Below are 20,472 nucleotides of genomic sequence, written 5' to 3' on the forward strand. Positions count from 1 at the left end.
TTTTTTGTTATTGTGCGAGTGCCCCATTTTCGCCTTCGAATGCCCCGATTGGACGAGCGAATGACCTGAACTGAATAGCGAATGTCCCGTTTTCGCCCTCGAATGTCCCGATTGGACGAGCGAATGTCCCGAACTGAGTAGCGAGTGTCCCGTTTTCGCCCTCGAATGACCTGATTGGACGAGCGAATGTCCCGAACTGAGTAGCGAGTGTCCCATTTTCGCCCTCGAATGTCCCGATTGGACGAGCGAATGACCTGAACTGAATAGCGAGTGTCCCATTTTCGCCCTCGAATGTCCCGATTGGACGAGCGAATGACCTGAACTGAATAGCGAGTGTCCCGTTTTCGCCCTCGAATGTCCCGATTGGACGAGCGAATGACCTGAACTGAATAGCGAATGTCCCGTTTTCGCCCTCGAATGACCCGATTGGACGAGCGAATGTCCCGAACTGAGTAGCGAGTGTCCCATTTTCGCCCTCGAATGACCTGAACCAAGCAATAAGAATTCCTTTTTTACTTAGTTAACTTTTAGCTGAATAGGGGAACAGTAGAAGTAGCATTTGTGCATCTATGCTATTTAGAACGATGTTTTTGTATCTTCTTCCTATATTCGTTTTCTGTGGGTATTTTTGTTTGTATAGTCTGCATCTCTTTGGTAACATGAAAAAGAAATATGACAATTATACGAGGTGAAAAACATGCTTGAATTTTTAGGTTCACAAACTCATTTGCATATTACGACATGGGTTGTAGCACTAATTTTATTCTTTGTTGCAGTTAGTATGCAAAAAGGTTCAAAAGGGCGCAAAATTACACATATGATTTTACGTCTATTCTATATTTTGATTATCGCAACAGGTGTTGCTTTATTCATTACAGCGCTTGACTACGGCCAGGGTATGTTGTACGGATTTAAACTGTTATTCGGTTTAGGTGTAATCGCCTTTATGGAATTAGTATTAGTTCGCAGCAATAAAGGTAAATCGACTGGTGGTATGTGGGCAGGTTTTATTATCTGCTTAATCGTTGTACTTGTACTGGGCTTCAAATTGCCAATGGGCTTCCAGTTCTTCTAAAAAACCACCTATAAAAAGTAGTACAGACCAATTTTTATGGTTTGTACTACTTTTTTTCGTTAAAGGGGGTAAAGGATAAGAGTGAATAGATTATGAAAGGTGGCAAAGGATAGATGAAAAAAATAAGTTCTTTCATCTTGTCGTTATGTTTACTCTTTTTAATTTCGCCTACCTTTTTTGTAAAAGCTAAGCAGGACATGCACGATGAGAGTATTTATGACATTATTATTGATCGTTTTGTGGATGGGAACCCAGCAAATAATGGACCGACAAATCTAAAAGAGCCTTTTATGGGTGGCGATTTTGAAGGAGTTCGAACGAAGGCAAGTTATTTTAAAAAATTGCGTTTTTCATATGTTTCACTCGGAAGCCTAGCAAAAGCAGAAGACTATCGTGGAAAAAAGGTAGTGGATTATGGTCAACTACAGCCTTACTTTGGGACAGAAGCAGATTATCAAAAGATGCGTGAAGCCTTAAATGAAGAGCAAATCAAAATAATTGCTGATTTTCCGATTAATGGTGTGAGTGAAAAGAATATATTGATTCCAAAAGGTGAAAAAGCGAATTGGACGAAGCCCGCGACTGAAAAGGGAACGATTAATTGGAATTTAGAAAATAAACAAGTGAAAAAAGCTTTGATGAAAGCTGCAGCAGATTATGCTTATCATAATCAAGTGGATGGTATTCGACTTACAGGGATACAAGGTGTAGATCCAACTTTTTTAAATGATTTAATGTTGATTTTAAAAGCAAGTAATCCTGACTTAGTCGTCCTATCTGATAATGACTCAGATGCGAATTTTGATGTGGATTATGATGTAGGAAAGATGAGAGCTTTTCAGGAAGTCTTTAAAAAACCGAATGCGACTGCTACATCGGTTGTGAAAAATATTCGAGAAGATCGTGAAGTTAATCCACGTCTACTCATGATTGATGATGTGAATAATACACGTTTTTCAGAACACACCAAAATATCGAAAGGTGAATCGAGTCCACAGTTGAAATTGGCGCTAACGACCTTATTTACTTTACCAGGGACGCCTATTATGATGTATGGTACTGAAAATGAAATGAGTGGAGAAAGTCCACCCGATACACTTGGCATGATGGAATTTAAAGAAAATAATGAGCTAACAGATTACATCGGAAAGCTTCAAAAAATTCGTTCAGATAATCCAACCTTGCGAAATGGTTCATTCAAATTATTAAATCATCAAGATGGTTTTGTCGCTTACGAACGATATGATGATAAAAAGAAGTGGCTCGTAGTTGTCAATAATACAGACCAGACGCAGCAAATGAACCTTTCTGAAAAAGCGATAGGCAAGAATCGAGAATTGGTAAGCTTATTAGATGAAGAAAAGATCTATGCGAGTCCTAATCAAAAATATCGTATCGCATTAGATCGTGAACAGGCAGAAATTTTTGAAATCCAGCCAAGAAAGAATGTTGAATTTCCGTATCTATCACTGGCGGTTGTAGGGACACTATTTGTATTGCTTATGATTACGATTGTGATTGGTGGCGTGCGAAAAAAGAAGGGGGGAAGGAATATAGTGTATCTCTTTAAAAAAGGTTGAGATCTAATGTGTTTATAACACATAGGTCTCAACCTTTTTTTTTGATTTATAGAGCTTCAGGATATAATTCGTTTAAGAAAAAGACAGCGATTGTTCCAGGACCTGCATGACATGCGATAGTCGAACCAATCACATGTAACTCAACAGCTACAGGGTGGAAGCGTTCGATAATCATTTCCTTCATTTCCTGTGCAGCTGCTAGGTCGTCACCATGACTAATTGCAATGACTTGTTTAGATAGTGTTTCACCACGTTCTTCCATTACGTCTAAAATACGCTTAAACACTTTTTTACGACCACGCATTTTCTCGATTGGAATTAGTTTGCCATCTTCTACGTGAAGGAGTGGCTTAATACTTAATAATCCACCAATGAAAGCACTTGTTTTAGAAACACGTCCGCCTTTAGCAAGAAAATCTAAGTCTTCTACAGTAAATAAGTGTTCCATATGTTCTGCTTGGAAACGTGTACGCGCTACAATATCTTCAAATGAGTAGGCATGGTCGCGTATGCGAACCACTTCTTTTACGACCATACCATAACCAAGTGATGCACATTTCGAGTCAATAATTTCGAGTTTTAAATCAGGATAGTTTTCAAGCACCTGTTCACGCATCATGCGAGCAGTGTTGTATGTACCTGAAAGTTCAGAAGAGAATGCGATATATAAACCTTCCTCGCCTGATTTTGCAAGTTCTTCAAAAGCATGCAAAAATACTTCAGGTGATACTTGAGATGTTTTTGGCGATTTTCCATTTCGAATTTCGTCATATACTTTTTGTACATCAATGCCAATGACATCGTCGAATTCTTTGCCATCTAGTTCAACACGTAGTGGAAATAGATGTACATTATTATTTACATAAAAAGATTGTGGTAAATCACATGCGCTATCTGCAAATAGTTTCATGTGCTTACACCTCCTATAATTCATTTAGAGTTTTAGACGTTCACGTAAAATACGCGCGATTCCGTCTTCGTTGTTACTGTCCGTAATCTCATTTGCAATATTTTTTACATCGCCAATCGCATTGCCCATTGCCACGCCAAGACCGGCATATTCAAGCATCTCTAAATCATTATCCTCATCACCAAATGCAATAATACGTTCTTTTGGAATTTGTAAATGCTTTGAAACGACTTCTAAACCAATTGCTTTATGAATACCGCTGCGCACGATTTCGATTACGTGGTACGGGTCACCCCAACGACGATGATCAATCACTTCTGCTTTCGTATGTTCTAAAAATTCACGAATGATCGCAACTTCTTGGTCACTTGCATGAAGTAATAAACTTGTCGGATCATCTTTTAGATGCTCTTTAATTTTGCCATATGTCATACGTGGATTACCCATTCCTAAAATCGCAAGAAGTGGATCGTCTTGCTGTTCAACATAAACATCATCCATCACTTCCGCAATGACATTGGCAAGACGGTATTCATGAAGAGATTCCACAATGTCCGTTGCAGTATGTAATTGAATCGGATTATGTTGTGTTTTAAACTGCGTGTGATGCGGTTGATGAATGTATGCACCGTTGAAATTAACGATTGGTGTATGTAGTCCTAGTTCTTCATAAATATGTTTGCTGGCGCGAAAAGGTCGCCCAGTTGCAATCATTACTTGATGTCCTACTGACTTTGCTTGCGAGATTGTTTCTTTGGTCGTAGGTGATATCACTTTTTCATCCGTTAATAATGTGCCGTCTAAATCAAGCACAATTAAATGAGGCTTCATGAATCGCAAAACTCCTCTCTATCCCGTAATTTTACCCTTATAGACCGTATTCCGTCAAAACTTCCTTTCGAAAAGAGTGAATAAGTCATAATAAAAAAGAAAATTGGAAATTGCTAATTTTCTTTTCATATCATTTTACTAATTTACTTTTTTAGGATTTATAGCGAATCTAATTGTACTGAATACGATAATGACACCAAAGAACAACCAAGAATTAATTGAATTATAAAAGAACGCATAAACTATAAGCACTGCACCATATACAAAACTTAAAACGATTAATCTGGCAGCTTTGTCTTTCACCAAAGCAAAAACTCCGCGTGCCAAAAAGAAAATACCAACGGCTAAAGCAAAAATCGCTTGGAATCCTATACAATACTTACTCAAATTGTCTACTGCTTTATAAAATGACCTTTTCCCGATTTTGTTCATTTTTATTCGTCACATAAAATAATTTCTGTTACGATAAGGATAAGAATGTAAAGGAGTGAACAGGAAATGGAGATTAAAAAAGAACAATGGGGTAATATCCCACTACTACACATCTATGATGAAACGATGGATGCGTCGACACCAACCATCCTATTTCTACATGGTTTTGAAAGTGCGAAAGAGCATAATTTGCACTATGCTTATAATTATGTGAATAAAGGAATGCGTGTCATTATGCCAGATGCCATCTTACATGGTGATCGTGACGAACATCTCGATCCTGTTCAATTAAGTTTACGATTTTGGGAGATTGTCTTAACGAATATCGAGGAAGTTGAAACAATTTACCACGCGTTACAAGAAAAAGGGATTATTCAAGAAGGTACAAAAATTGGTTTAAGTGGTACGTCAATGGGAGCGATTACGACATTAGGATGCCTAACCGTCTATCCATGGATTGATGTAGCGGCAGTGATGATGGGTACACCAAACTATGTTGATTTAGCAAAAGTACAAATCGAACAAGTAGAAGCGATGGGATTACCATTACCGCTTTCTGAAGAAGAATTGGCACATTTATACCGCACGCTAGCTTACTTCGAAATTAGTAGTCATCCTGAAAAATTAGCAGGACGACCTGTATTCTTCTGGCATGGTAAAAAAGATCAAATGGTTCCATATGCACCAGCACATGCTTTTTATGAAGCAATGAAAGAACAGTATGCAGATGATCCTGAGAAGTGGCAACATATGACATCAAAAAGTTCAGGTCATAAAGTAAATCGTAAAGGTATGCTTGCAAACGTTGATTGGTTTGCAGAGTATTTGGCATAAGCCTTAAATTTTGTTATGATAAACTTAACACTATGTAGAAAGGGGTAAACTTTCATGGCAATCGATCAAGATATGAAAGACAGTATCCTAGGCGCACTTGAAAACGTTATTGACCCAGAATTAGGGATTGATATCGTTAATTTAGGTCTTGTTTATGACGTAGATATGAATGATGAAGGCGTCGCAATGGTTACAATGACATTAACATCAATGGGCTGCCCAATGGGACCAATGATTATCGACCAAATTCGTACAGCACTATTTGAATTACCAGAAGTAAAAGATGTAGACGTAAATATTGTTTGGAATCCACCATGGTCAAAAGACAATATGACGCGTTATGCAAAAATGGCTCTAGGCGTACGTTAATAATAGAATGGCCTTTCACGTTCGATACTTGAATCGTAAAGGTCATTTTTTTATGAATAAATAAAGATAGGAGAATTGAATTTTTTTAAAATGGATAAACAATTGATTCAAATTGAACGTAAATTCCGACCCGAAATCGAGGGTTTACGTGTTGTTGCAGCACTTCTAGTCGCCACATACCATATTTGGTTTAACCGCGTTTCAGGTGGTGTAGATGTATTCTTCGTAGTCTCTGGATTTTTAATCACAACCTCTATTATTTCAACCATTAATCGTACAGGGACGTTTAAGTTCCTACCCTATATTTCTAAGCTATTGAAACGTTTATTGCCATCCGTATTTTTTATATTAGCAGTCGTTCTTTTACTTAGCTTCTTTTTATTACCGCAAACAATCCTAGATAAAACGATTAAAGAAATTATTGCTTCCATGTTCTATTTTGAAAACTGGCAGTTAGCATTTTCAAATACAGATTATCTCGATTCACAACAAATGAAAACTCCTGTAGAACACTTTTGGGCGATGTCCATCCAAGGTCAATTTTACATAATTTGGTTTATATTATTTGCATTTATTTTATGGGCGATTAAAAAATATCAAATCACGAATACCCGAAAATTAATTAATTTTATTTTAGGTAGTGTATTCATCGTATCACTTAGTTATTCAATATATTTAACTTCAGTGAACCAACCATTTGCTTATTTCATTACATTTACACGTGTATGGGAATTCTCGTTAGGTGGATTACTGTGTGTAAATCTAGCATACATTCGCATCAATAAAGTAGTCGCCATGATATTAGGATGGCTAGGCTTAATTGGCCTAATCTTAACAGGTATGTTATTTGATGTATCACAAATGTTCCCAGGTTATATTGCACTATGGCCAATGGCTTGTGCTGTCTTTATTATTGTATCTGGAACAGTGGTAACTCGTTTTGGTGTACGTCGTATTTTAGCCTCACCTATTATGATTAAATTAGGTGGTTTGTCATTCGGTGTTTATCTATGGCACTGGGTTATTCTTTCGTTCTATCACTATAATATTAGCCGAGAGAATCCGAACTTTTTAGAAGGTATGACGATTATTATTGCTTCATTCATCTTGTCTTATTTAATGACGCGCTTCATTGAAAAACCGATTCGCGAATCTTCTACGACGCGTCGTGCATTCCGTAGAATTTCATGGATTGGAACGGTGAACCTTATTTTAATTGCTGTTTTGGTGAGTACAAATCTTTTTACGCAAAATCAACAAGCTAAAAATAAAACTGTTGAAAATTATCCTGGAGCAGTAGCAGCTCTTGGAAAAGTTGAAGTACCAGATGTACCTGCATATCCAACTTTAGCCAATGTATTTAATGATTTACCACAGTCGCATATAGATGGTAGTAATCAAACTCAAAAAAAAGCGGATGTAAAAGTCGGTGTCTATGGTAAAAAAGAAGGGTACACAGCTACCATCGCAGTTGTCGGAAGTTCACATTCCGAACAATGGCTAGGTGGCGTATTAAAAGCAGTTGAAGGAACGGATTATCGTGTGCTCAATATGACACGTTCCGCTACTCGTTTTTCTACAGGTTATGATGAAGATGATATCAAGTCTAAGTGGGTGGAAAATACATTAGCCTATATTAAAGAACAGGATATCGATTTAGTAGTAGGGCATGCGACAGCTTCGAATACAGATAAAGAACGTATTCAAGAACATCTTTTAAATCCACTGCGTGAATTAAAGGAAGCGAGTGTCGAAGTTTTAGCATTACGTGATAATCCACGCTATACATTCAATGTTGTAGAGTCTCTTGATCAAGATGGTGAACAAAAAACGATTGAGAAAATGAATCGTGAACAAAATCAATTAGACGGAGCAGCTTGGACTAAACTAGAACAAAGCCAAGAGTTTCATACTTTAGATTTAACACAGTATTTCAAAATAGGTGATGAATTCAGACCGATTATTGGGAATGTGGTCGTTTATCGTGATTACGATCATATTACAAATACGTATGCCGAATCTTTTGCGCCGATTTTTGAAAAACAATTTAATGATATCTTAAAAAAATAAAATAGTTAGAAGAGTCTGGGGGAAAATCCCAGTTAAAAGTAAGAGAGCTTCGGCACATGAAAATGCTGAAGCTCTTTTTGGTCTGTTTGCGGATTTTCATTTTGGGCGATGCTGTTTCTGCATAAGTCACATCCACACGTCCATACAAAACAAAAAAACAGCCTTCCTTGTTAAAATTTAAGTATTCTACTACAAAAATTATAAATTAGAGTGATATTTTCTTAGTCTTGAGATAAATACATCCATTTATGATCATCTATTTCGCTCAATACAATATCCGAATCTATATACGTCAACAAGTTATTGAAAAATGGAACTTCATCTAAATGGGGGGCATCATATAAATCTTTTTTTACAAACTCATCGATAATAAAAGTAGTTATATCTGTATTATTAACTAATTCTGAGAAAAAAGTTCTTAAAAAATAAGAATCTTCTTCTTCTAGTTTCTCATCACTTATAAATGAAATTTTGAAAACATTTAAAATTTCATTTATATCTTCCTCATCCATATAACATAATGGATCACGTTTTATTTCTTCTTTTGAAAGAGGTCGTCTAGTATCTTCTAGCAAGATGTAACATACCGAATTGCTTTCTTTGAAAAACTTAAAAACTTCTAGATTTTTAAGTTTTAATATTCTGTTAAATAATTTCATAAAATTCTCCTATCCGAAAATTAATTTTGGATGTAGTAACAATTTCCCAACAGTTAGACCAATCATTGCAGTTATAGCTGCTATTGATGAAGGAAAATTATACGGTATTTTAGGATCGAGTGGCTCGGGTAAAACGACCTTTTTATCTCTAATTGCAGGACTGGATACACCAAAATCAGGTGATATTTATTACGAAGGGAAGTCACTAAAAAAGATTGGTTCAACACGTTATCGCAATGAATGTGTATCGATTGTCTTTCAGTCGTATAATCTACTACCTTATTTATCGGCACTTGATAATATAACAGCAGCTCTTGAAATTACGCACTCTAAACAAGCAGATCGAAAAGAATATGCACTCGAGATGTTACAAAAGGTAGGAATGGATGCTGAAATGGCGAAGAAGAATGTCCAACATTTATCAGGCGGACAGCAACAGCGTGTTGCGATTGTACGCGCCATGTGTTGTGATGCGCGACTTGTCGTAGCAGATGAGCCGACAGGTAATTTAGACGAACAAAACTCACTCGAAATCATTCGCCTGTTTAAACAACTAGCACATGAACAAAACAAATGTGTCATTGTCATTATACGTGAAAAAGAGATTGCAGAACAATGTGATACGATTCTAGAGTTAAAATCTAAGAAAATGCATGTGATTAAAAGTAGTTAATTTATGAAACATATAATTAGAATATAGCTAATCGAAATATAGTCAACAAAGAAGGTCATATAAAAAAGCAGTGGCCTTCTTTTCATGTCTAATTAATACGACATAAAAATTCCACACACTGCTCACATTCACAAAACTGCTGTAAATAATCTAAACGGTGGATTGTAAGGTAGCCATTTTCTTCTGATATGACTTTTTCTTTTTTTAATTCTTGTAATAAGCGGTTTACAACTTCACGACTTGTTGCACAAAGACTTGCTAGTTCGCTATGTGTAAATTTTTCGCTAATTTGAATCGATTTGTCTGTTTTCTTTTCGCCATATGAATTCGCTAAACGAATGAGTGTAGAGGAGAGTGCTCCTTTTTTTCCATATAATAATAAATCGCGTAATTTAGTTTGTTCACGCATTCTTTGAATTTGAATCCATGTGAGACATTCCCGTAGTGCTGCAAGGTTTTCGGATAATTCATGTTCTAACTGTTCTTTCGAAATTGCAAAAATGGTACAACAATCTAATACTTTTGCTGAAAGTGGGTATGTAATAAGTGGGGTGAATAAAATACTTTCACCAATACAATCATTTTTCGTCGCAATGCAAAGTGTTAATTCTTTACCACCAACGCTCTCTTTTGTAATGGCAATACGACCTTTTTCCACAAAATAAAGATGTGTTGCCGCTTCACCTGCAGTACAAATATGTTGATGACGAACGAAATGATGTTTTGTACCATGTGCTTTAAAAATCTGCTGGACGATTTGGGGGACTGCATCAAACACAATCAAAACACCTCCATAATTAACTGTTTTTTATTTTAACATAAATAATAAACAGTACAAAAAACATGAAAGTCAAAAAAGGTCAAATATATTACTTGAGTTTTTGAAATGAAGTCGATATAATAAAATTAATAAATAGTCAAAGATAGTCAAACAGGAGGGAAAAATAATGCAAATGAATCAAATGAACCAAGAAGAAGAAAATCCGCTAGAGAAGTATGGACGTAATTTAGTAGAGGCAGTTAAAGAAGGTAAGATGGACCCTGTTATTGGACGTGACCAAGAAATTCGTGATGTCATTCGCATTTTATCTCGAAAAACAAAAAATAATCCCGTTCTAATCGGTGAACCAGGTGTAGGTAAAACAGCGATTGTTGAAGGTCTAGCACAACGTATTGTAAAAAAAGACGTACCTGAAGGTTTAAAAGATAAACAAATATATGAACTTGATATGAGCGCATTAATTGCAGGCGCAAGTTATCGCGGACAGTTTGAAGAACGTCTACAAGGTGTTTTAAAACAAGTACGTGAAGCAGAAGGAAATATTATCTTATTCATCGACGAAATTCATACCATTGTTGGTGCAGGTAAAACAGAAGGTTCGATGGATGCAGGGAATATGTTAAAACCAATGTTAGCACGCGGTGAACTACATTGTATCGGTGCGACAACATTAGATGAATATCGTACAAATATCGAAAAAGACCCTGCACTTGAACGACGCTTCCAACAAGTGCTTGTACGCGAACCATCTGTAGAAGATACAATTTCCATTCTACGTGGTTTACGTGAACGTTTCGAATTACACCATGGTGTACGTATCCATGACCGTGCGATTGTGGCAGCGGCAGAATTATCAAATCGCTATATTACAGATCGTTTCCTACCAGATAAAGCGATTGACTTAGTCGATGAGGCGTGTGCGATGATTCGTACAGAAATCGACTCGATGCCATCTGAATTAGATGAGGTTACACGTCGACAAATGCAGTTGGAAATTGAAGAACAAGCATTGATGAAAGAAGGCGACAATGCGAGTAAAAAGCGTTTAGAAGCGTTACGTGAAGAATTACAAGAATTAAAAGATTCATCACAATCGATGCGTGAACAATGGGAACGTGAAAAAAATGCGCTTCAAATTGTGCAGGAAAAACGTGAAAAACTCGATCAATATCGTCATGAATTAGAAGAAGCAGAGAGTCAATATGACTTGAATAAAGCGGCGATTCTACGACATGGTAAAATTCCAGAGCTTGAAAAAGAGCTAGCGAATTTAGAAGAAGAAGTAGAAAGCTCAGATAAGCTATTACGTGAAGATGTCACAGCGGAAGAAATTGCGAGTATCGTATCTCGCTGGACTGGTATTCCTGTAACGAAAATGTTAGAGGGAGAACGTGAAAAATTACTTCGTTTAAAAGATACACTACATGAGCGTGTAGTCGGACAAGATGATGCAGTTCGTCTTGTTTCAGAAGCTGTATGGCGCGCGCGTGCAGGTATCCAAGATCCGAATAAACCAATCGGTTCGTTCTTATTCTTAGGACCAACTGGTGTAGGTAAAACAGAACTTGCGAAAGCACTCGCAGCACAACTATTCGACTCAGAAGACCATTTTGTACGTATTGATATGTCGGAATACATGGAAAAACATAGTGTATCTCGACTTGTGGGTGCACCTCCAGGTTATATCGGCTATGAAGAAGGCGGTCAATTAACAGAGGCAGTTCGTCGTAATCCGTATTCGGTCATTCTATTAGATGAAATTGAAAAAGCACATCCAGATGTCGCAAACATTCTCCTTCAAATTTTAGATGATGGTCGTATTACAGATAGTCAAGGACGTATGGTGAACTTTACGAATACAGTTGTCATTATGACATCGAATATCGGTTCACACTATTTACTTGATTTACACAATACAGAAGGACATGCAGTGGAAGATTTAGTGATGGCAGAATTGAAAAATCATTTCAAACCAGAACTATTAAATCGTCTAGATGATATCATCATGTTCCACGCATTAACAGATGAGCACTTCTACGAAATTACACGTAAGTACGTGAACCATCTCGTACAACGTGTAGCAGAACAAGAGATTAAATTGGTAGTTGGCGATGATGTTATTCATTGGATTGCGAAAGAAGGAGCGGATCCTGCATTCGGCGCAAGACCACTTCGTCGCTTTATCCAACGCCATGTAGAAACACCAGTCGCAAAAGAATTATTAAAAGGTGAAAAAGTACCTGGCGACACACTAACAGTTTATGTAGAAGACAATGAGATTAAAGTGAAATAAGATTTATTTTAGGAAGAGGAATCACATTTGATGTGGTTCCTTTTTATTTGCCCTATTTTTGATGAATGTAAGTAAAAAAATAAAATTTTACTAATAAAATAAGTATTTCTTTAAATAACCCTTTTATCTATTTGTATTTTATGTTAATCTTTTACATGGTGCATTTTTATCAAAAATATATTATTTATATTAAAATTATTGCGTATAAGTAAATGAGCGTTTTACATACACGATTAAATTTAAGAGGAAAAGTTCATAATATTCGAAAACCAATTGCTAAGTTATTTGGTAACTCTAAATATAAATATTAAAAGGATGTATATGGATGAAATGTATTAGACTGACATTAATTAATATTGTAGCGATTGGCATATTACATCTAGGTGGTTTTTTGTTCAGTATTTTAACTGATCAGGTATATCGTTTTATAGCTTATCTATTAGTACTTGTTACACCTTTTATTCTGTTTATGAGTAATTATTTTTTGAGAGAAAAGCTACAGCCAGAGTCACAAAGCAATTTGATTTTTATTTTAATCGGAAGTATAGGAAGCCTGTTTTTACATTTTCTTTTTAGTAATGTCCAGTTTGAAAATGGCTTACCTTATGATCCATCAAGAGATAATATGTCAACGGCGCTTGTATTATTTTTATATAAGGCGGTATTTGTTCAATGTTTCATAGGAGCTGCCCTTTATGAGTGGCGACTTTATAAAAAGAAAAACAGTAATTGATAGAATGAATTATTATTTTAAAATAAAGTCTGTTCAAAATAGCCATAATTAAAATAAAGATTGATTAAAACGTCGTGATAAACCCTTGGTATAAAAGGATTTATCATAAATGACATATGTTTTAGCCAATCTTTTTTACAAACGGTATGACTTTATTTCAAATCAACATGAACGATGCGAATTTACTCGGTTCACTGACGTACACAACAAAAGCGCAACAACCATTTAAAATTGCATATGATTATACGAAAAATGGCACGTTGAAGATGAGCCAAGACTGCAACGTCCTGTTGCAAGGCTCATCCAACTTGCGTCCAGCAAGCAGCACAAGCCGATGTCAATGGTCAAGTAAGCAGCTTTGTATATGATGCCAATGATCAATTAACAAAAGAAACACTGCCAGATGGTACAATGAATACGTATAAATATGACGAAGTGGGGAATCGTACAGCATCTGAAGTGAATGGTGAGAAAGCGACTTTCACGTATAATGATGCCAATCAAATTGCGACGAAAAATGAGACAGCTTATACGTACGATAAAGATGGTAACTTATTGCAAGATGAGAACTATAAAAGGAAGGTGAGCCAAAATCGCAACGTCCTGTTGCAAGGCTCACCCAACTTGCGTCCAGCAAGCAGCAGCAACAACGTTTAACAAAGGTAACGACGCTAGATGACCAAATCATCGCATCGTACACATACGATGAAAACGGCTTACGTTTAACAAAAACAGTTGGCGATACAACACATGAATACTTCTATAGTGGTGAAGTATTGAATAAAAAGGAACATCGACTAAGTACCGCACGTCCTGTGCGAACGTCGATGGATCTCACATCGTGTGAGGCCGTGATAGTGAAGATCAAGAAGTCGGTGCATACACATATGATGCCTATGGAAATGTGTTAACGGTCGAAGGTGACCTAGCAAAAGCAAACTCAATTCGTTATGCAGGTTACTACTATGATGATGAGACGAAGAACTACTATTTACAAGCACGTTACTATAACCCAGTAAACGGTGCATTCCTAGCAGAACATCGACTAAGATCCGCACGTCCTGTGCGAACGTCGATGACACTCACATCGTGTGAGGCCCACATCCAGGTGATGATGACGAACCGCTGTCACAGAATGGTTATACATATGGGAATAATAATCCAGTGATGAATGTGGATCCTGATGGAGAAATGCCACAAATTCTTATGGGTGCATTAGCAGGGGCAATGATTAATTTAATATTTTATACATCGGATTTAATTGCTAAACATGGAATTAAGAAATTTTATAAAAAATTCAAAATTAGTTCTGCTGCAACAACTATGTTACGAGGAGCAGTTTCAGGAGCAATAGGAATAGGGCTTGTAAGTAAACTTAAAAAAATTGGTGAACTAAGTAATATAGCAACTGCATTTTTATCCGGACATCTTGCACCAGCAGCTTATTTAGTAGGGAATGTAGGAAACCTAAGTAGAAGTGGGTTTACCGAGAATCAAATATTATCGGCTTTTGGTACTAAAAGTAATGCAATTTGGAGTGCTGTTAAACCACATGTTACTAAAATTTATAATAAATACAAATTTAAAAAAAAGGTGAAGAAAAGAAAAAAATGGTGGTTTTAAAAAAATATCGATAGAAAATTGATTTTAGAAGGGGGTGAAGAAATGGAAGATAAGTACTGGAGTTTGCTATTATGGCTTTTTCCATTTATCACACTCTATTATGGAACTAGAAAAAAAACCATTCATAAATACTATAATGACCCAGAATTTGAGGCTTTCAGAAGAATAACTCCATTTTCAACTAAAGTTAATTTTTATATTTGGGGAATTATCGTTATAGGTGGATCTATTTTTTTAATAATTACACTTTCTATGGTTGTATTATATCAGTTTGGAATTATAGATTAGTTAATTAGATAAATATCGAAATTTTGCCAAATAGTACAATGAATACGTATGATTATGACGCAGTAGGGAATCGCACAGCGTCCGAAGTGAATGGTGAGAAAGCGACTTTCACGTATAATGATGCGAACCAAATTGCGACGAAAAATGAGACGGCTTATACGTACGATAAAGATGGTAACTTATTGCAAGATGAGAACTATAAAAGGAAGGTGAGCCAAAATCGCAACGTCCTGTTGCAAGGCTCACCCAACTTGCGTCCAGCAAGCAGCAGCAACAACGTTTAACAAAGGTAACGACGCTAGACGACCAAATCATCGCATCGTACACATACGATGAAAATGGCTTACGTTTAACGAAAACAGTTGGCGATACAACACATGAATACTTCTATAGTGGTGAAGTATTGAATATGGAAGTCGTGAAAGTAAAGGATACTGTAACGGAATACCGTTCATATGAATGGAATAGCTATACACCACTTGGTATGATTATGAAAGCAAAAAATGAATCTGGTACATTTGAAACCGTAAGGAAGGCGAGCCAGTACACAACGTCCTGTTGTTGGCTCGCCCAACTTGCGTCCAGCAAGCAGCAATTCATTACGAACCATCGTGGAGACGTACTAATTGATGAACATCGACTAAGTACCGCACGTCCTGTGCGAACGTCGATGGATCTCACATCGTGTGAGGCCGTGATAGTGAAGATCAAGAAGTCGGTGCATACACATATGATGCTTATGGAAATGTATTAACGGTCGAAGGGGACCTAGAAAAAGCAAAGGAGATAAACGCTAGAAACGACGTCCTGTCGTAGCGTTTATCCAATCGTCGTCCAGACGACAGCGTTATGCAGGTTATTATTATGACGAAGAGACGAAAAACTATTATTTACAAGCACGTTACTATAACCCAGCAAATGGTGCATTCCTAGCAGAACATCGACTAAGATCCGCACGTCCTGTGCGAACGTCGATGACACTCACATCGTGTGAGGCCCACATCCAGGTGATGAAGATGATCCATTATCACAGAATGGTTATAGTTATGCGAATGGCAATCCAATAATATATATTGATCCGAATGGTGAAGCTATCTGGCTTATAGCACAGGGAATATATGGAGCAATTGATAATTCGTATTCCTACGTTTGGAGTGTTTTTAAAAAATCTAATTATAAATTCAAAAAAACTTGGAATAATCTTAATAAGAAAAAACTTACAACATTAGTTATTACAGGTGCACTTATAGGTATGTTGGGGGGAACCTTCGGCAAATACCTTGCGAAAGCTAGAGTAGGAGTAATAAATAGATTGTTTGTCAAATATCAATGGGAGTTCAAAGCTGAATTAGCTAGACAATACTCGAAAAATGGAAAAATATCTATTTGGAGTGCGCTATATGATAGTGCAAAATCAGTCTTAAATGATGAAAAAAAAGCTATAAAATTGGTTGTTACAGCATATAAACGTGGTGGTAAAACAAGAGCAATAAAGGTTGCAAGGAGAGTTTAAAATATGGGAATGCATATAATGTTTATTACAATGATTATTTCTCTAATAATTACAACAGCGTGGTTTTTTAAATGGGATAGAATAAATGAACCATTTGTGGCTAATGGTAGTACGCTGTTATCTATAATAAAATTATTCTCAAGAAAAACACAAAAAATATTATTGATTATTTTGTTTGGATTACTGACTGTTATAGTGATAATTTTTTATGTGACATTTATATTATATGGATAGAAGGTATGATCATGTAAAAAAGAAATGAGAATGAGGAATAATTTATGAAATTTAAATGGGATATTTTTGATACGATAATGGTATTAATAACATTAATTGGTGTTTTAGGTGATCTATTGGGGTTGCTGCATATGAAAATAGAATATTTACTATTTTTTATTGTTGCTGGAATTTTAGATTTTAGAAGTGAAAAAGAAAAAGTAGGTAAAATTAAGACGATTGTTTTGTATGGTATTAACATTATCTTGTTATTATCTATATTTATTATAAAATAAGATGCCAATGACCAATTAACAGAAGAAACCTTACCAGATGGTACGGTGAATACGTATGATTATGACGCAGTGGGGAATCGTACAGTATCCGAAGGGAATGGTGAGAAAGCGACTTGAAAGTTCAAAAAACTGGTTGTTTAAAAATCTGAATCATTTTTCAACAGTTCTTTTCATTCCAGATGATACAAATTGCTCCTTCACCATCTATTCAAATGACGAATTTTATCATTTAGAAATAATTTTTCAGAGATAATAAGCGAGATAATTAAATAATATTTAATCTTTCTTTTTTAGTAGAATGTCAATGGCTAAGCGAATAGCTTTGTGTATATGATGCGAACCAAATTGCGACTAAAATAGAATAAACAACAGTGTGTAATATGAGAACCCTGGTATTTGACTGTCTATAGTCAAGTACCAGGGTTCTCTCAAAATTCAATAAATTTTTTCTGTTAATTATTTTAATATTGCGTCCTTAATCTCTTTTTCAAATAATAAATAATTACTCGTTTCACCGTTCGGTTCTTTAACTACCGCGCACCATTCTTCTATACCATGAAAATGGCCCACGCACTCACATGCGATGGTTACACTGAATTTTTTAGAAGGAACAGAAACTGCCCAAAGGTGAGGAAGTAGTTGAACTTTTTCTACTTCTTTTTCATCTAATAAAAAATTGGCCACAAATTCTTTATAACGGCGACTGAAATGCAGATAATCGACAAGGTCATATGTCGCTATTATTAAAAATTAAAGGCAGTTGGTACTATTTCTATTTTGGTGCTGCAACCAATCTAATGTTTGGAAAGTCTACAGTAGTTTTGAAAAAAGTTAAACTACCGAAAAAATTATCGCAAGTAAATAACGCTGTTGGATATTCGAAAGAGTACACAACATCATTTTATATTTCAGGTAATTTTGATAAAGCATACAGTTATGTGAAAACTGTCAAGAAAAACAAGCCTTATTATAGTGTACTAAGAAATAATTGTGGCGATATGTCAATCAATGCATTATTAGCATCAATGCAATATAGTCAGAATGCTTTAACAGCCTCTAAAGTATATAGTTTAAAAAAATTGCAAAAACGTTCCATGAGACCAAATGGAATGGTAGGCCCTTTAAAAAATATTTTTGGTTCTCCGAAATATAAAAGGTAGAAATGTGAGGGAAGAGAATGAATAAAAAAATCGCTGTTTTTCTTATAATAGAATTATTTTTAATTGCTTGTTTAGTATTATCAATATTTACTGAGATGTATTTTTTAATATTGCTGATTTTTATATTATCACCAGCTACTTTAATAATAATGCTACTTGTTTCAGATCATAAAAGAGGGAATAAAGGCTCAAGAATTACTTTTTTCATTATTGTATTTTCCTTTTATCTTCAAATGAATTTATTAGCAATAATTGATGATAGTTATACTTGGAGAGGTCCATTCAGGTTACCTGAATATGAAGAGCTTGATGAAGTTTTATTTCCGTTAATTATTTTAGTAGGAGTGAGTCTATTAGTGGCATTTATCGCTATCTATGAGCTAATTGCTATGTACGAGAGAAATAATAAAAAACGAAGTGTTAATGAGATGGATGAAAAATAAATAGGTTCAAATAGAAATAATTAAAAGAGAATCAATTATGTAAATAACTCTGCACCCTATGCTCATGATTTTTATTATGTATAAGTGTTTCAATTGATGTATTATCGTCATCTGAGTTAAAGGAAAATAGAAAAAATGAGATTTAATAAAAGGGTGAGTTATTTGAAAGATGTTTTTGATTCTCCAAAATATAAAATATAAAAATATGAGGGTAATTAAATGAAGATAAAAAAATATTTGTTTGTATTAATAGAAATTATTTTATTAATCTGTTTAGCTTTATTCACGACAAGAAAAATGTACGATGCAGCATTTATCATTTTGATATTTTCACCAATAATTTTAATGAGTATTTTAATTTTAGGGAAATTGTTAAAAAGTAAGAGAAAGCCACAATATCTGATATTTAGTATCATAATACATACTTACATTGGACTAAATTTGTTTAGTATTTTTGATTCGCAACTTGATTGGAGAGGGCCTTTCAGATTCCCCAAAGCTCTAACTAATGATCAAGGTGTCTTTGAATTGATTGTTATTTTAACTGGAGTTAGTTTACTAATTTCTGTTTTAATAAGTGGAGCGATTTTATATAGTCAAAAGAAAAAATCTAATAAATAGGTTAGAGACTTCTTTTTTGAAACATACATTAATGAGATGGATGAAAAATAAATAAACCTAAATTTGAAAAGACCTCATTTCATCTGTAAATGTGGTCTTTTTAATTCATTACGAACCACCGTGGTGACGTATTAATTAAGGAACATCGACTAAGTTCCGCAAAAAATTTTCAAGGAACATCGACTAAATCTGCACGTCCTGTGCAAACGTCGATGGAACCGACATCGTGTCGGTCTGTGCAAACGTCGATGGATCTCACATCCTGTGAGGCCCACATCTAGGTGATAATGATGAACTGTTATCATAGAATGGTTATACGTACGGTAATTAAAGCAGAATAAAGAGGTGAGAAAATGGATTTAATCGTACCGGAAAGTGATTACTTCGAAAATAAAAAAGAGTGGATGCGTGTTTTTGAGGTGTTACAACAGCTCGTTAAGGAATATCCAAATGAACCGAAATATCTTTGTAAATTAGCATTTCTTTGTTGGTATCATACTTCTGAATCAGATGGAGACCTAGAGAGTTTAAATGAAGATGTGTTAGATTCTATGTTAATGGCATGTTTTATAGAAGGAAGAGAGCAATTTAGTGAAGATGTTAATTTCCTCGTTGTATTTGGCCAAATGATGCACCTTACCCCGTATCTTTTTGAACATGAGAATTTTGATTATTTCGCTATTGAAAAGCTGGCGTTGGATAATATTGAGAAAGCATTTATGATGGCTCCTAATAACCTTTTTATAAAAAAATTATTTATAGAGACTCGATATATCCCAGAAAATATTTCATCTAATAGACTTTTAAATCGTTTTAAAAAGTTATTGAATATAGAGACAGAAAAAGAATGTAATGTGTTAAAAAATAAAGTAGCGCATGACATCTCGAATTTTGGTTTTTCAGGGCTGATGTTAGAGTTTTTCAAGGATATGAATCCCCCAAATAGTTTGTGAATGATTAATTATAGAAAGGGATATTTAGCCCATCACTGAATAAAATTTTAGACTTTGCCGTATCAGTGGCATTTCTTTAAAAAGAATACTCATGATAATGCTTTTTCTGTAGTTAATTAAAT

At 35.3% G+C, this 20,472-nt stretch carries 27 protein-coding genes and 2 pseudogenes; 23 read left to right on the top strand and 6 right to left on the bottom strand.

Going from position 1 to position 20,472, the window contains the following annotated elements; all coding sequences use genetic code 11:
* Positions 1 to 697: 697 nt before the first annotated feature.
* Positions 698 to 1,075: a YisL family protein gene (locus MHB75_RS00750; protein ID WP_068455470.1), complete on the top strand. Its 378-nt coding sequence runs from the start codon at positions 698 to 700 to the stop codon at positions 1,073 to 1,075.
* Positions 1,076 to 1,188: 113 nt separating this feature from the next.
* Positions 1,189 to 2,655: an alpha-amylase family glycosyl hydrolase gene (locus MHB75_RS00755; RefSeq protein ID WP_340995248.1), complete on the top strand. Its 1,467-nt coding sequence runs from the start codon at positions 1,189 to 1,191 to the stop codon at positions 2,653 to 2,655.
* A gap of 46 nt (positions 2,656 to 2,701) precedes the next feature.
* On the opposite strand, the gene MHB75_RS00760 is transcribed toward MHB75_RS00755, so the two are convergent.
* From MHB75_RS00760 to MHB75_RS00770, 3 genes are all read right to left on the bottom strand, one after another.
* Positions 2,702 to 3,565 (bottom strand): DegV family protein, encoded by an 864-nt coding sequence (locus tag MHB75_RS00760; protein ID WP_340995251.1) that lies wholly within the window; start codon positions 3,563 to 3,565, stop codon positions 2,702 to 2,704.
* A 24-nt stretch (positions 3,566 to 3,589) separates the two neighbouring features.
* Positions 3,590 to 4,396, bottom strand: a complete 807-nt coding sequence (locus MHB75_RS00765) for a Cof-type HAD-IIB family hydrolase (RefSeq protein WP_340995253.1) — start codon at positions 4,394 to 4,396, stop codon at positions 3,590 to 3,592.
* A gap of 138 nt (positions 4,397 to 4,534) precedes the next feature.
* A complete protein-coding gene (locus tag MHB75_RS00770) occupies positions 4,535 to 4,828 on the bottom strand; it encodes a hypothetical protein (RefSeq protein WP_340995255.1) in 294 nt (97 codons plus the stop codon).
* A 66-nt stretch (positions 4,829 to 4,894) separates the two neighbouring features.
* Here MHB75_RS00770 and MHB75_RS00775 point away from each other — a divergent pair, with 66 nt between their 5' ends.
* The 3 genes from MHB75_RS00775 (at position 4,895) to MHB75_RS00785 (ending at position 8,101) form a co-directional block, all read left to right on the top strand.
* Positions 4,895 to 5,662 (top strand): prolyl oligopeptidase family serine peptidase, encoded by a 768-nt coding sequence (locus MHB75_RS00775; protein WP_340995257.1) that lies wholly within the window; start codon positions 4,895 to 4,897, stop codon positions 5,660 to 5,662.
* Positions 5,663 to 5,722: 60 nt separating this feature from the next.
* Positions 5,723 to 6,031 (top strand): metal-sulfur cluster assembly factor, encoded by a 309-nt coding sequence (locus MHB75_RS00780; protein WP_068457542.1) that lies wholly within the window; start codon positions 5,723 to 5,725, stop codon positions 6,029 to 6,031.
* 75 nt (positions 6,032 to 6,106) lie between these two features.
* Positions 6,107 to 8,101: an acyltransferase family protein gene (locus MHB75_RS00785; protein WP_340995258.1), complete on the top strand. Its 1,995-nt coding sequence runs from the start codon at positions 6,107 to 6,109 to the stop codon at positions 8,099 to 8,101.
* A 221-nt stretch (positions 8,102 to 8,322) separates the two neighbouring features.
* Here MHB75_RS00785 and MHB75_RS00790 read toward each other — a convergent pair whose 3' ends face one another.
* Positions 8,323 to 8,676, bottom strand: coding sequence for a terpene synthase (locus tag MHB75_RS00790; protein WP_340995260.1), 354 nt, complete (start codon positions 8,674 to 8,676; stop codon positions 8,323 to 8,325).
* An 82-nt stretch (positions 8,677 to 8,758) separates the two neighbouring features.
* On the opposite strand from MHB75_RS00790, the gene MHB75_RS00795 reads away from it, so the two are divergent.
* On the top strand, positions 8,759 to 9,433 hold the full coding sequence (locus tag MHB75_RS00795) for an ABC transporter ATP-binding protein (RefSeq protein ID WP_445667012.1): 675 nt from the start codon (positions 8,759 to 8,761) through the stop codon (positions 9,431 to 9,433).
* An 88-nt stretch (positions 9,434 to 9,521) separates the two neighbouring features.
* Here the strand turns inward: MHB75_RS00795 and MHB75_RS00800 are convergent, their stop codons facing one another.
* Positions 9,522 to 10,211 carry a Crp/Fnr family transcriptional regulator gene (locus tag MHB75_RS00800; protein ID WP_340995262.1) on the bottom strand — a complete coding sequence of 230 codons (690 nt, stop codon included), beginning with the start codon at positions 10,209 to 10,211 and terminating at the stop codon, positions 9,522 to 9,524.
* Positions 10,212 to 10,386: 175 nt separating this feature from the next.
* Between MHB75_RS00800 and MHB75_RS00805 the strand changes: the two genes are divergently transcribed.
* The 13 genes and pseudogenes from MHB75_RS00805 to MHB75_RS15050 all read left to right on the top strand — a co-directional run.
* Positions 10,387 to 12,507, top strand: a complete 2,121-nt coding sequence (locus tag MHB75_RS00805) for an ATP-dependent Clp protease ATP-binding subunit (protein WP_373863123.1) — start codon at positions 10,387 to 10,389, stop codon at positions 12,505 to 12,507.
* Between the two features lie 325 nt (positions 12,508 to 12,832).
* Complete coding sequence (locus MHB75_RS00810; RefSeq protein ID WP_340995265.1) at positions 12,833 to 13,240, top strand: hypothetical protein; 408 nt, start codon at positions 12,833 to 12,835, stop codon at positions 13,238 to 13,240.
* Between the two features lie 146 nt (positions 13,241 to 13,386).
* The gene (locus MHB75_RS00815; protein WP_340995267.1) at positions 13,387 to 13,608 is read left to right on the top strand and encodes a hypothetical protein; all 222 of its coding nucleotides are present in this window, start codon (positions 13,387 to 13,389) and stop codon (positions 13,606 to 13,608) included.
* 43 nt (positions 13,609 to 13,651) lie between these two features.
* Positions 13,652 to 13,897, top strand: a complete 246-nt coding sequence (locus MHB75_RS00820; RefSeq protein WP_445666990.1) for a hypothetical protein — start codon at positions 13,652 to 13,654, stop codon at positions 13,895 to 13,897.
* A 229-nt stretch (positions 13,898 to 14,126) separates the two neighbouring features.
* Positions 14,127 to 14,455 (top strand): annotated as a pseudogene (locus MHB75_RS00825) (RHS repeat-associated core domain-containing protein); the annotation flags it as partial.
* Positions 14,447 to 14,863, top strand: coding sequence for a hypothetical protein (locus MHB75_RS00830; protein WP_445667013.1), 417 nt, complete (start codon positions 14,447 to 14,449; stop codon positions 14,861 to 14,863). The pseudogene MHB75_RS00825 and the gene MHB75_RS00830, both read left to right, overlap by 9 nt.
* Positions 14,864 to 14,905: 42 nt before the next feature.
* Positions 14,906 to 15,151 carry a hypothetical protein gene (locus tag MHB75_RS00835; protein ID WP_340995271.1) on the top strand — a complete coding sequence of 82 codons (246 nt, stop codon included), beginning with the start codon at positions 14,906 to 14,908 and terminating at the stop codon, positions 15,149 to 15,151.
* Positions 15,152 to 15,174: 23 nt separating this feature from the next.
* Positions 15,175 to 15,435: a hypothetical protein gene (locus tag MHB75_RS00840; RefSeq protein WP_340995273.1), complete on the top strand. Its 261-nt coding sequence runs from the start codon at positions 15,175 to 15,177 to the stop codon at positions 15,433 to 15,435.
* Positions 15,436 to 15,560: 125 nt separating this feature from the next.
* Positions 15,561 to 15,905, top strand: a complete 345-nt coding sequence (locus MHB75_RS00845) for a hypothetical protein (RefSeq protein ID WP_340995275.1) — start codon at positions 15,561 to 15,563, stop codon at positions 15,903 to 15,905.
* A gap of 67 nt (positions 15,906 to 15,972) precedes the next feature.
* Entirely contained in the window at positions 15,973 to 16,218 is a 246-nt protein-coding gene (locus MHB75_RS00850) for an RHS repeat-associated core domain-containing protein (protein ID WP_340998522.1), read from the top strand.
* Positions 16,219 to 16,463: 245 nt separating this feature from the next.
* Positions 16,464 to 16,664 carry a hypothetical protein gene (locus MHB75_RS00855; protein ID WP_340995276.1) on the top strand — a complete coding sequence of 67 codons (201 nt, stop codon included), beginning with the start codon at positions 16,464 to 16,466 and terminating at the stop codon, positions 16,662 to 16,664.
* Between the two features lie 278 nt (positions 16,665 to 16,942).
* Complete coding sequence (locus MHB75_RS00860) at positions 16,943 to 17,173, top strand: hypothetical protein (RefSeq protein WP_087680745.1); 231 nt, start codon at positions 16,943 to 16,945, stop codon at positions 17,171 to 17,173.
* Positions 17,174 to 17,257: pseudogene (locus MHB75_RS15050) on the top strand (RHS repeat domain-containing protein); the annotation flags it as partial.
* Between the two features lie 372 nt (positions 17,258 to 17,629).
* On the opposite strand, the gene MHB75_RS00865 reads toward MHB75_RS15050, so the two are convergent.
* Positions 17,630 to 17,857: a hypothetical protein gene (locus MHB75_RS00865; protein WP_340995282.1), complete on the bottom strand. Its 228-nt coding sequence runs from the start codon at positions 17,855 to 17,857 to the stop codon at positions 17,630 to 17,632.
* A gap of 47 nt (positions 17,858 to 17,904) precedes the next feature.
* On the opposite strand from MHB75_RS00865, the gene MHB75_RS00870 reads away from it, so the two are divergent.
* From MHB75_RS00870 to MHB75_RS00885, 4 genes are all read left to right on the top strand, one after another.
* A complete protein-coding gene (locus MHB75_RS00870) occupies positions 17,905 to 18,333 on the top strand; it encodes a hypothetical protein (RefSeq protein WP_340995284.1) in 429 nt (142 codons plus the stop codon).
* A gap of 17 nt (positions 18,334 to 18,350) precedes the next feature.
* Positions 18,351 to 18,776, top strand: coding sequence for a hypothetical protein (locus tag MHB75_RS00875; RefSeq protein ID WP_068455444.1), 426 nt, complete (start codon positions 18,351 to 18,353; stop codon positions 18,774 to 18,776).
* A 219-nt stretch (positions 18,777 to 18,995) separates the two neighbouring features.
* Positions 18,996 to 19,397, top strand: a complete 402-nt coding sequence (locus tag MHB75_RS00880) for a hypothetical protein (RefSeq protein ID WP_340995287.1) — start codon at positions 18,996 to 18,998, stop codon at positions 19,395 to 19,397.
* Positions 19,398 to 19,750: 353 nt separating this feature from the next.
* Positions 19,751 to 20,350, top strand: coding sequence for a hypothetical protein (locus MHB75_RS00885; RefSeq protein ID WP_340995288.1), 600 nt, complete (start codon positions 19,751 to 19,753; stop codon positions 20,348 to 20,350).
* Positions 20,351 to 20,472 lie beyond the last annotated feature (122 nt).

Origin of the sequence: Kurthia sp. FSL E2-0154, from assembly GCF_038003625.1 — a bacterium.
Lineage (GTDB): Bacteria > Bacillota > Bacilli > Bacillales_A > Planococcaceae > Kurthia > Kurthia gibsonii.

What these genes read in the sequence shown, in the direction of transcription:
- MHB75_RS00750 (WP_068455470.1), top strand. Translation starts at nt 698, where the DNA reads ATGCTTGAATTTTTAGGTTCACAAACTCATTTGCATATTACGACATGG.
- MHB75_RS00755 (WP_340995248.1), top strand. Translation starts at nt 1,189, where the DNA reads ATGAAAAAAATAAGTTCTTTCATCTTGTCGTTATGTTTACTCTTTTTA.
- MHB75_RS00760 (WP_340995251.1), bottom strand. Translation starts at nt 3,565, where the DNA reads ATGAAACTATTTGCAGATAGCGCATGTGATTTACCACAATCTTTTTAT.
- MHB75_RS00765 (WP_340995253.1), bottom strand. Translation starts at nt 4,396, where the DNA reads ATGAAGCCTCATTTAATTGTGCTTGATTTAGACGGCACATTATTAACG.
- MHB75_RS00770 (WP_340995255.1), bottom strand. Translation starts at nt 4,828, where the DNA reads ATGAACAAAATCGGGAAAAGGTCATTTTATAAAGCAGTAGACAATTTG.
- MHB75_RS00775 (WP_340995257.1), top strand. Translation starts at nt 4,895, where the DNA reads ATGGAGATTAAAAAAGAACAATGGGGTAATATCCCACTACTACACATC.
- MHB75_RS00805 (WP_373863123.1), top strand. Translation starts at nt 10,387, where the DNA reads ATGAATCAAATGAACCAAGAAGAAGAAAATCCGCTAGAGAAGTATGGA.
- MHB75_RS00810 (WP_340995265.1), top strand. Translation starts at nt 12,833, where the DNA reads ATGAAATGTATTAGACTGACATTAATTAATATTGTAGCGATTGGCATA.
- MHB75_RS00815 (WP_340995267.1), top strand. Translation starts at nt 13,387, where the DNA reads ATGACTTTATTTCAAATCAACATGAACGATGCGAATTTACTCGGTTCA.
- MHB75_RS00820 (WP_445666990.1), top strand. Translation starts at nt 13,652, where the DNA reads ATGAATACGTATAAATATGACGAAGTGGGGAATCGTACAGCATCTGAA.
- MHB75_RS00830 (WP_445667013.1), top strand. Translation starts at nt 14,447, where the DNA reads ATGGGTGCATTAGCAGGGGCAATGATTAATTTAATATTTTATACATCG.
- MHB75_RS00835 (WP_340995271.1), top strand. Translation starts at nt 14,906, where the DNA reads ATGGAAGATAAGTACTGGAGTTTGCTATTATGGCTTTTTCCATTTATC.
- MHB75_RS00845 (WP_340995275.1), top strand. Translation starts at nt 15,561, where the DNA reads ATGGAAGTCGTGAAAGTAAAGGATACTGTAACGGAATACCGTTCATAT.
- MHB75_RS00860 (WP_087680745.1), top strand. Translation starts at nt 16,943, where the DNA reads ATGAAATTTAAATGGGATATTTTTGATACGATAATGGTATTAATAACA.
- MHB75_RS00870 (WP_340995284.1), top strand. Translation starts at nt 17,905, where the DNA reads ATGTCGCTATTATTAAAAATTAAAGGCAGTTGGTACTATTTCTATTTT.
- MHB75_RS00875 (WP_068455444.1), top strand. Translation starts at nt 18,351, where the DNA reads ATGAATAAAAAAATCGCTGTTTTTCTTATAATAGAATTATTTTTAATT.
- MHB75_RS00880 (WP_340995287.1), top strand. Translation starts at nt 18,996, where the DNA reads ATGAAGATAAAAAAATATTTGTTTGTATTAATAGAAATTATTTTATTA.
- MHB75_RS00885 (WP_340995288.1), top strand. Translation starts at nt 19,751, where the DNA reads ATGGATTTAATCGTACCGGAAAGTGATTACTTCGAAAATAAAAAAGAG.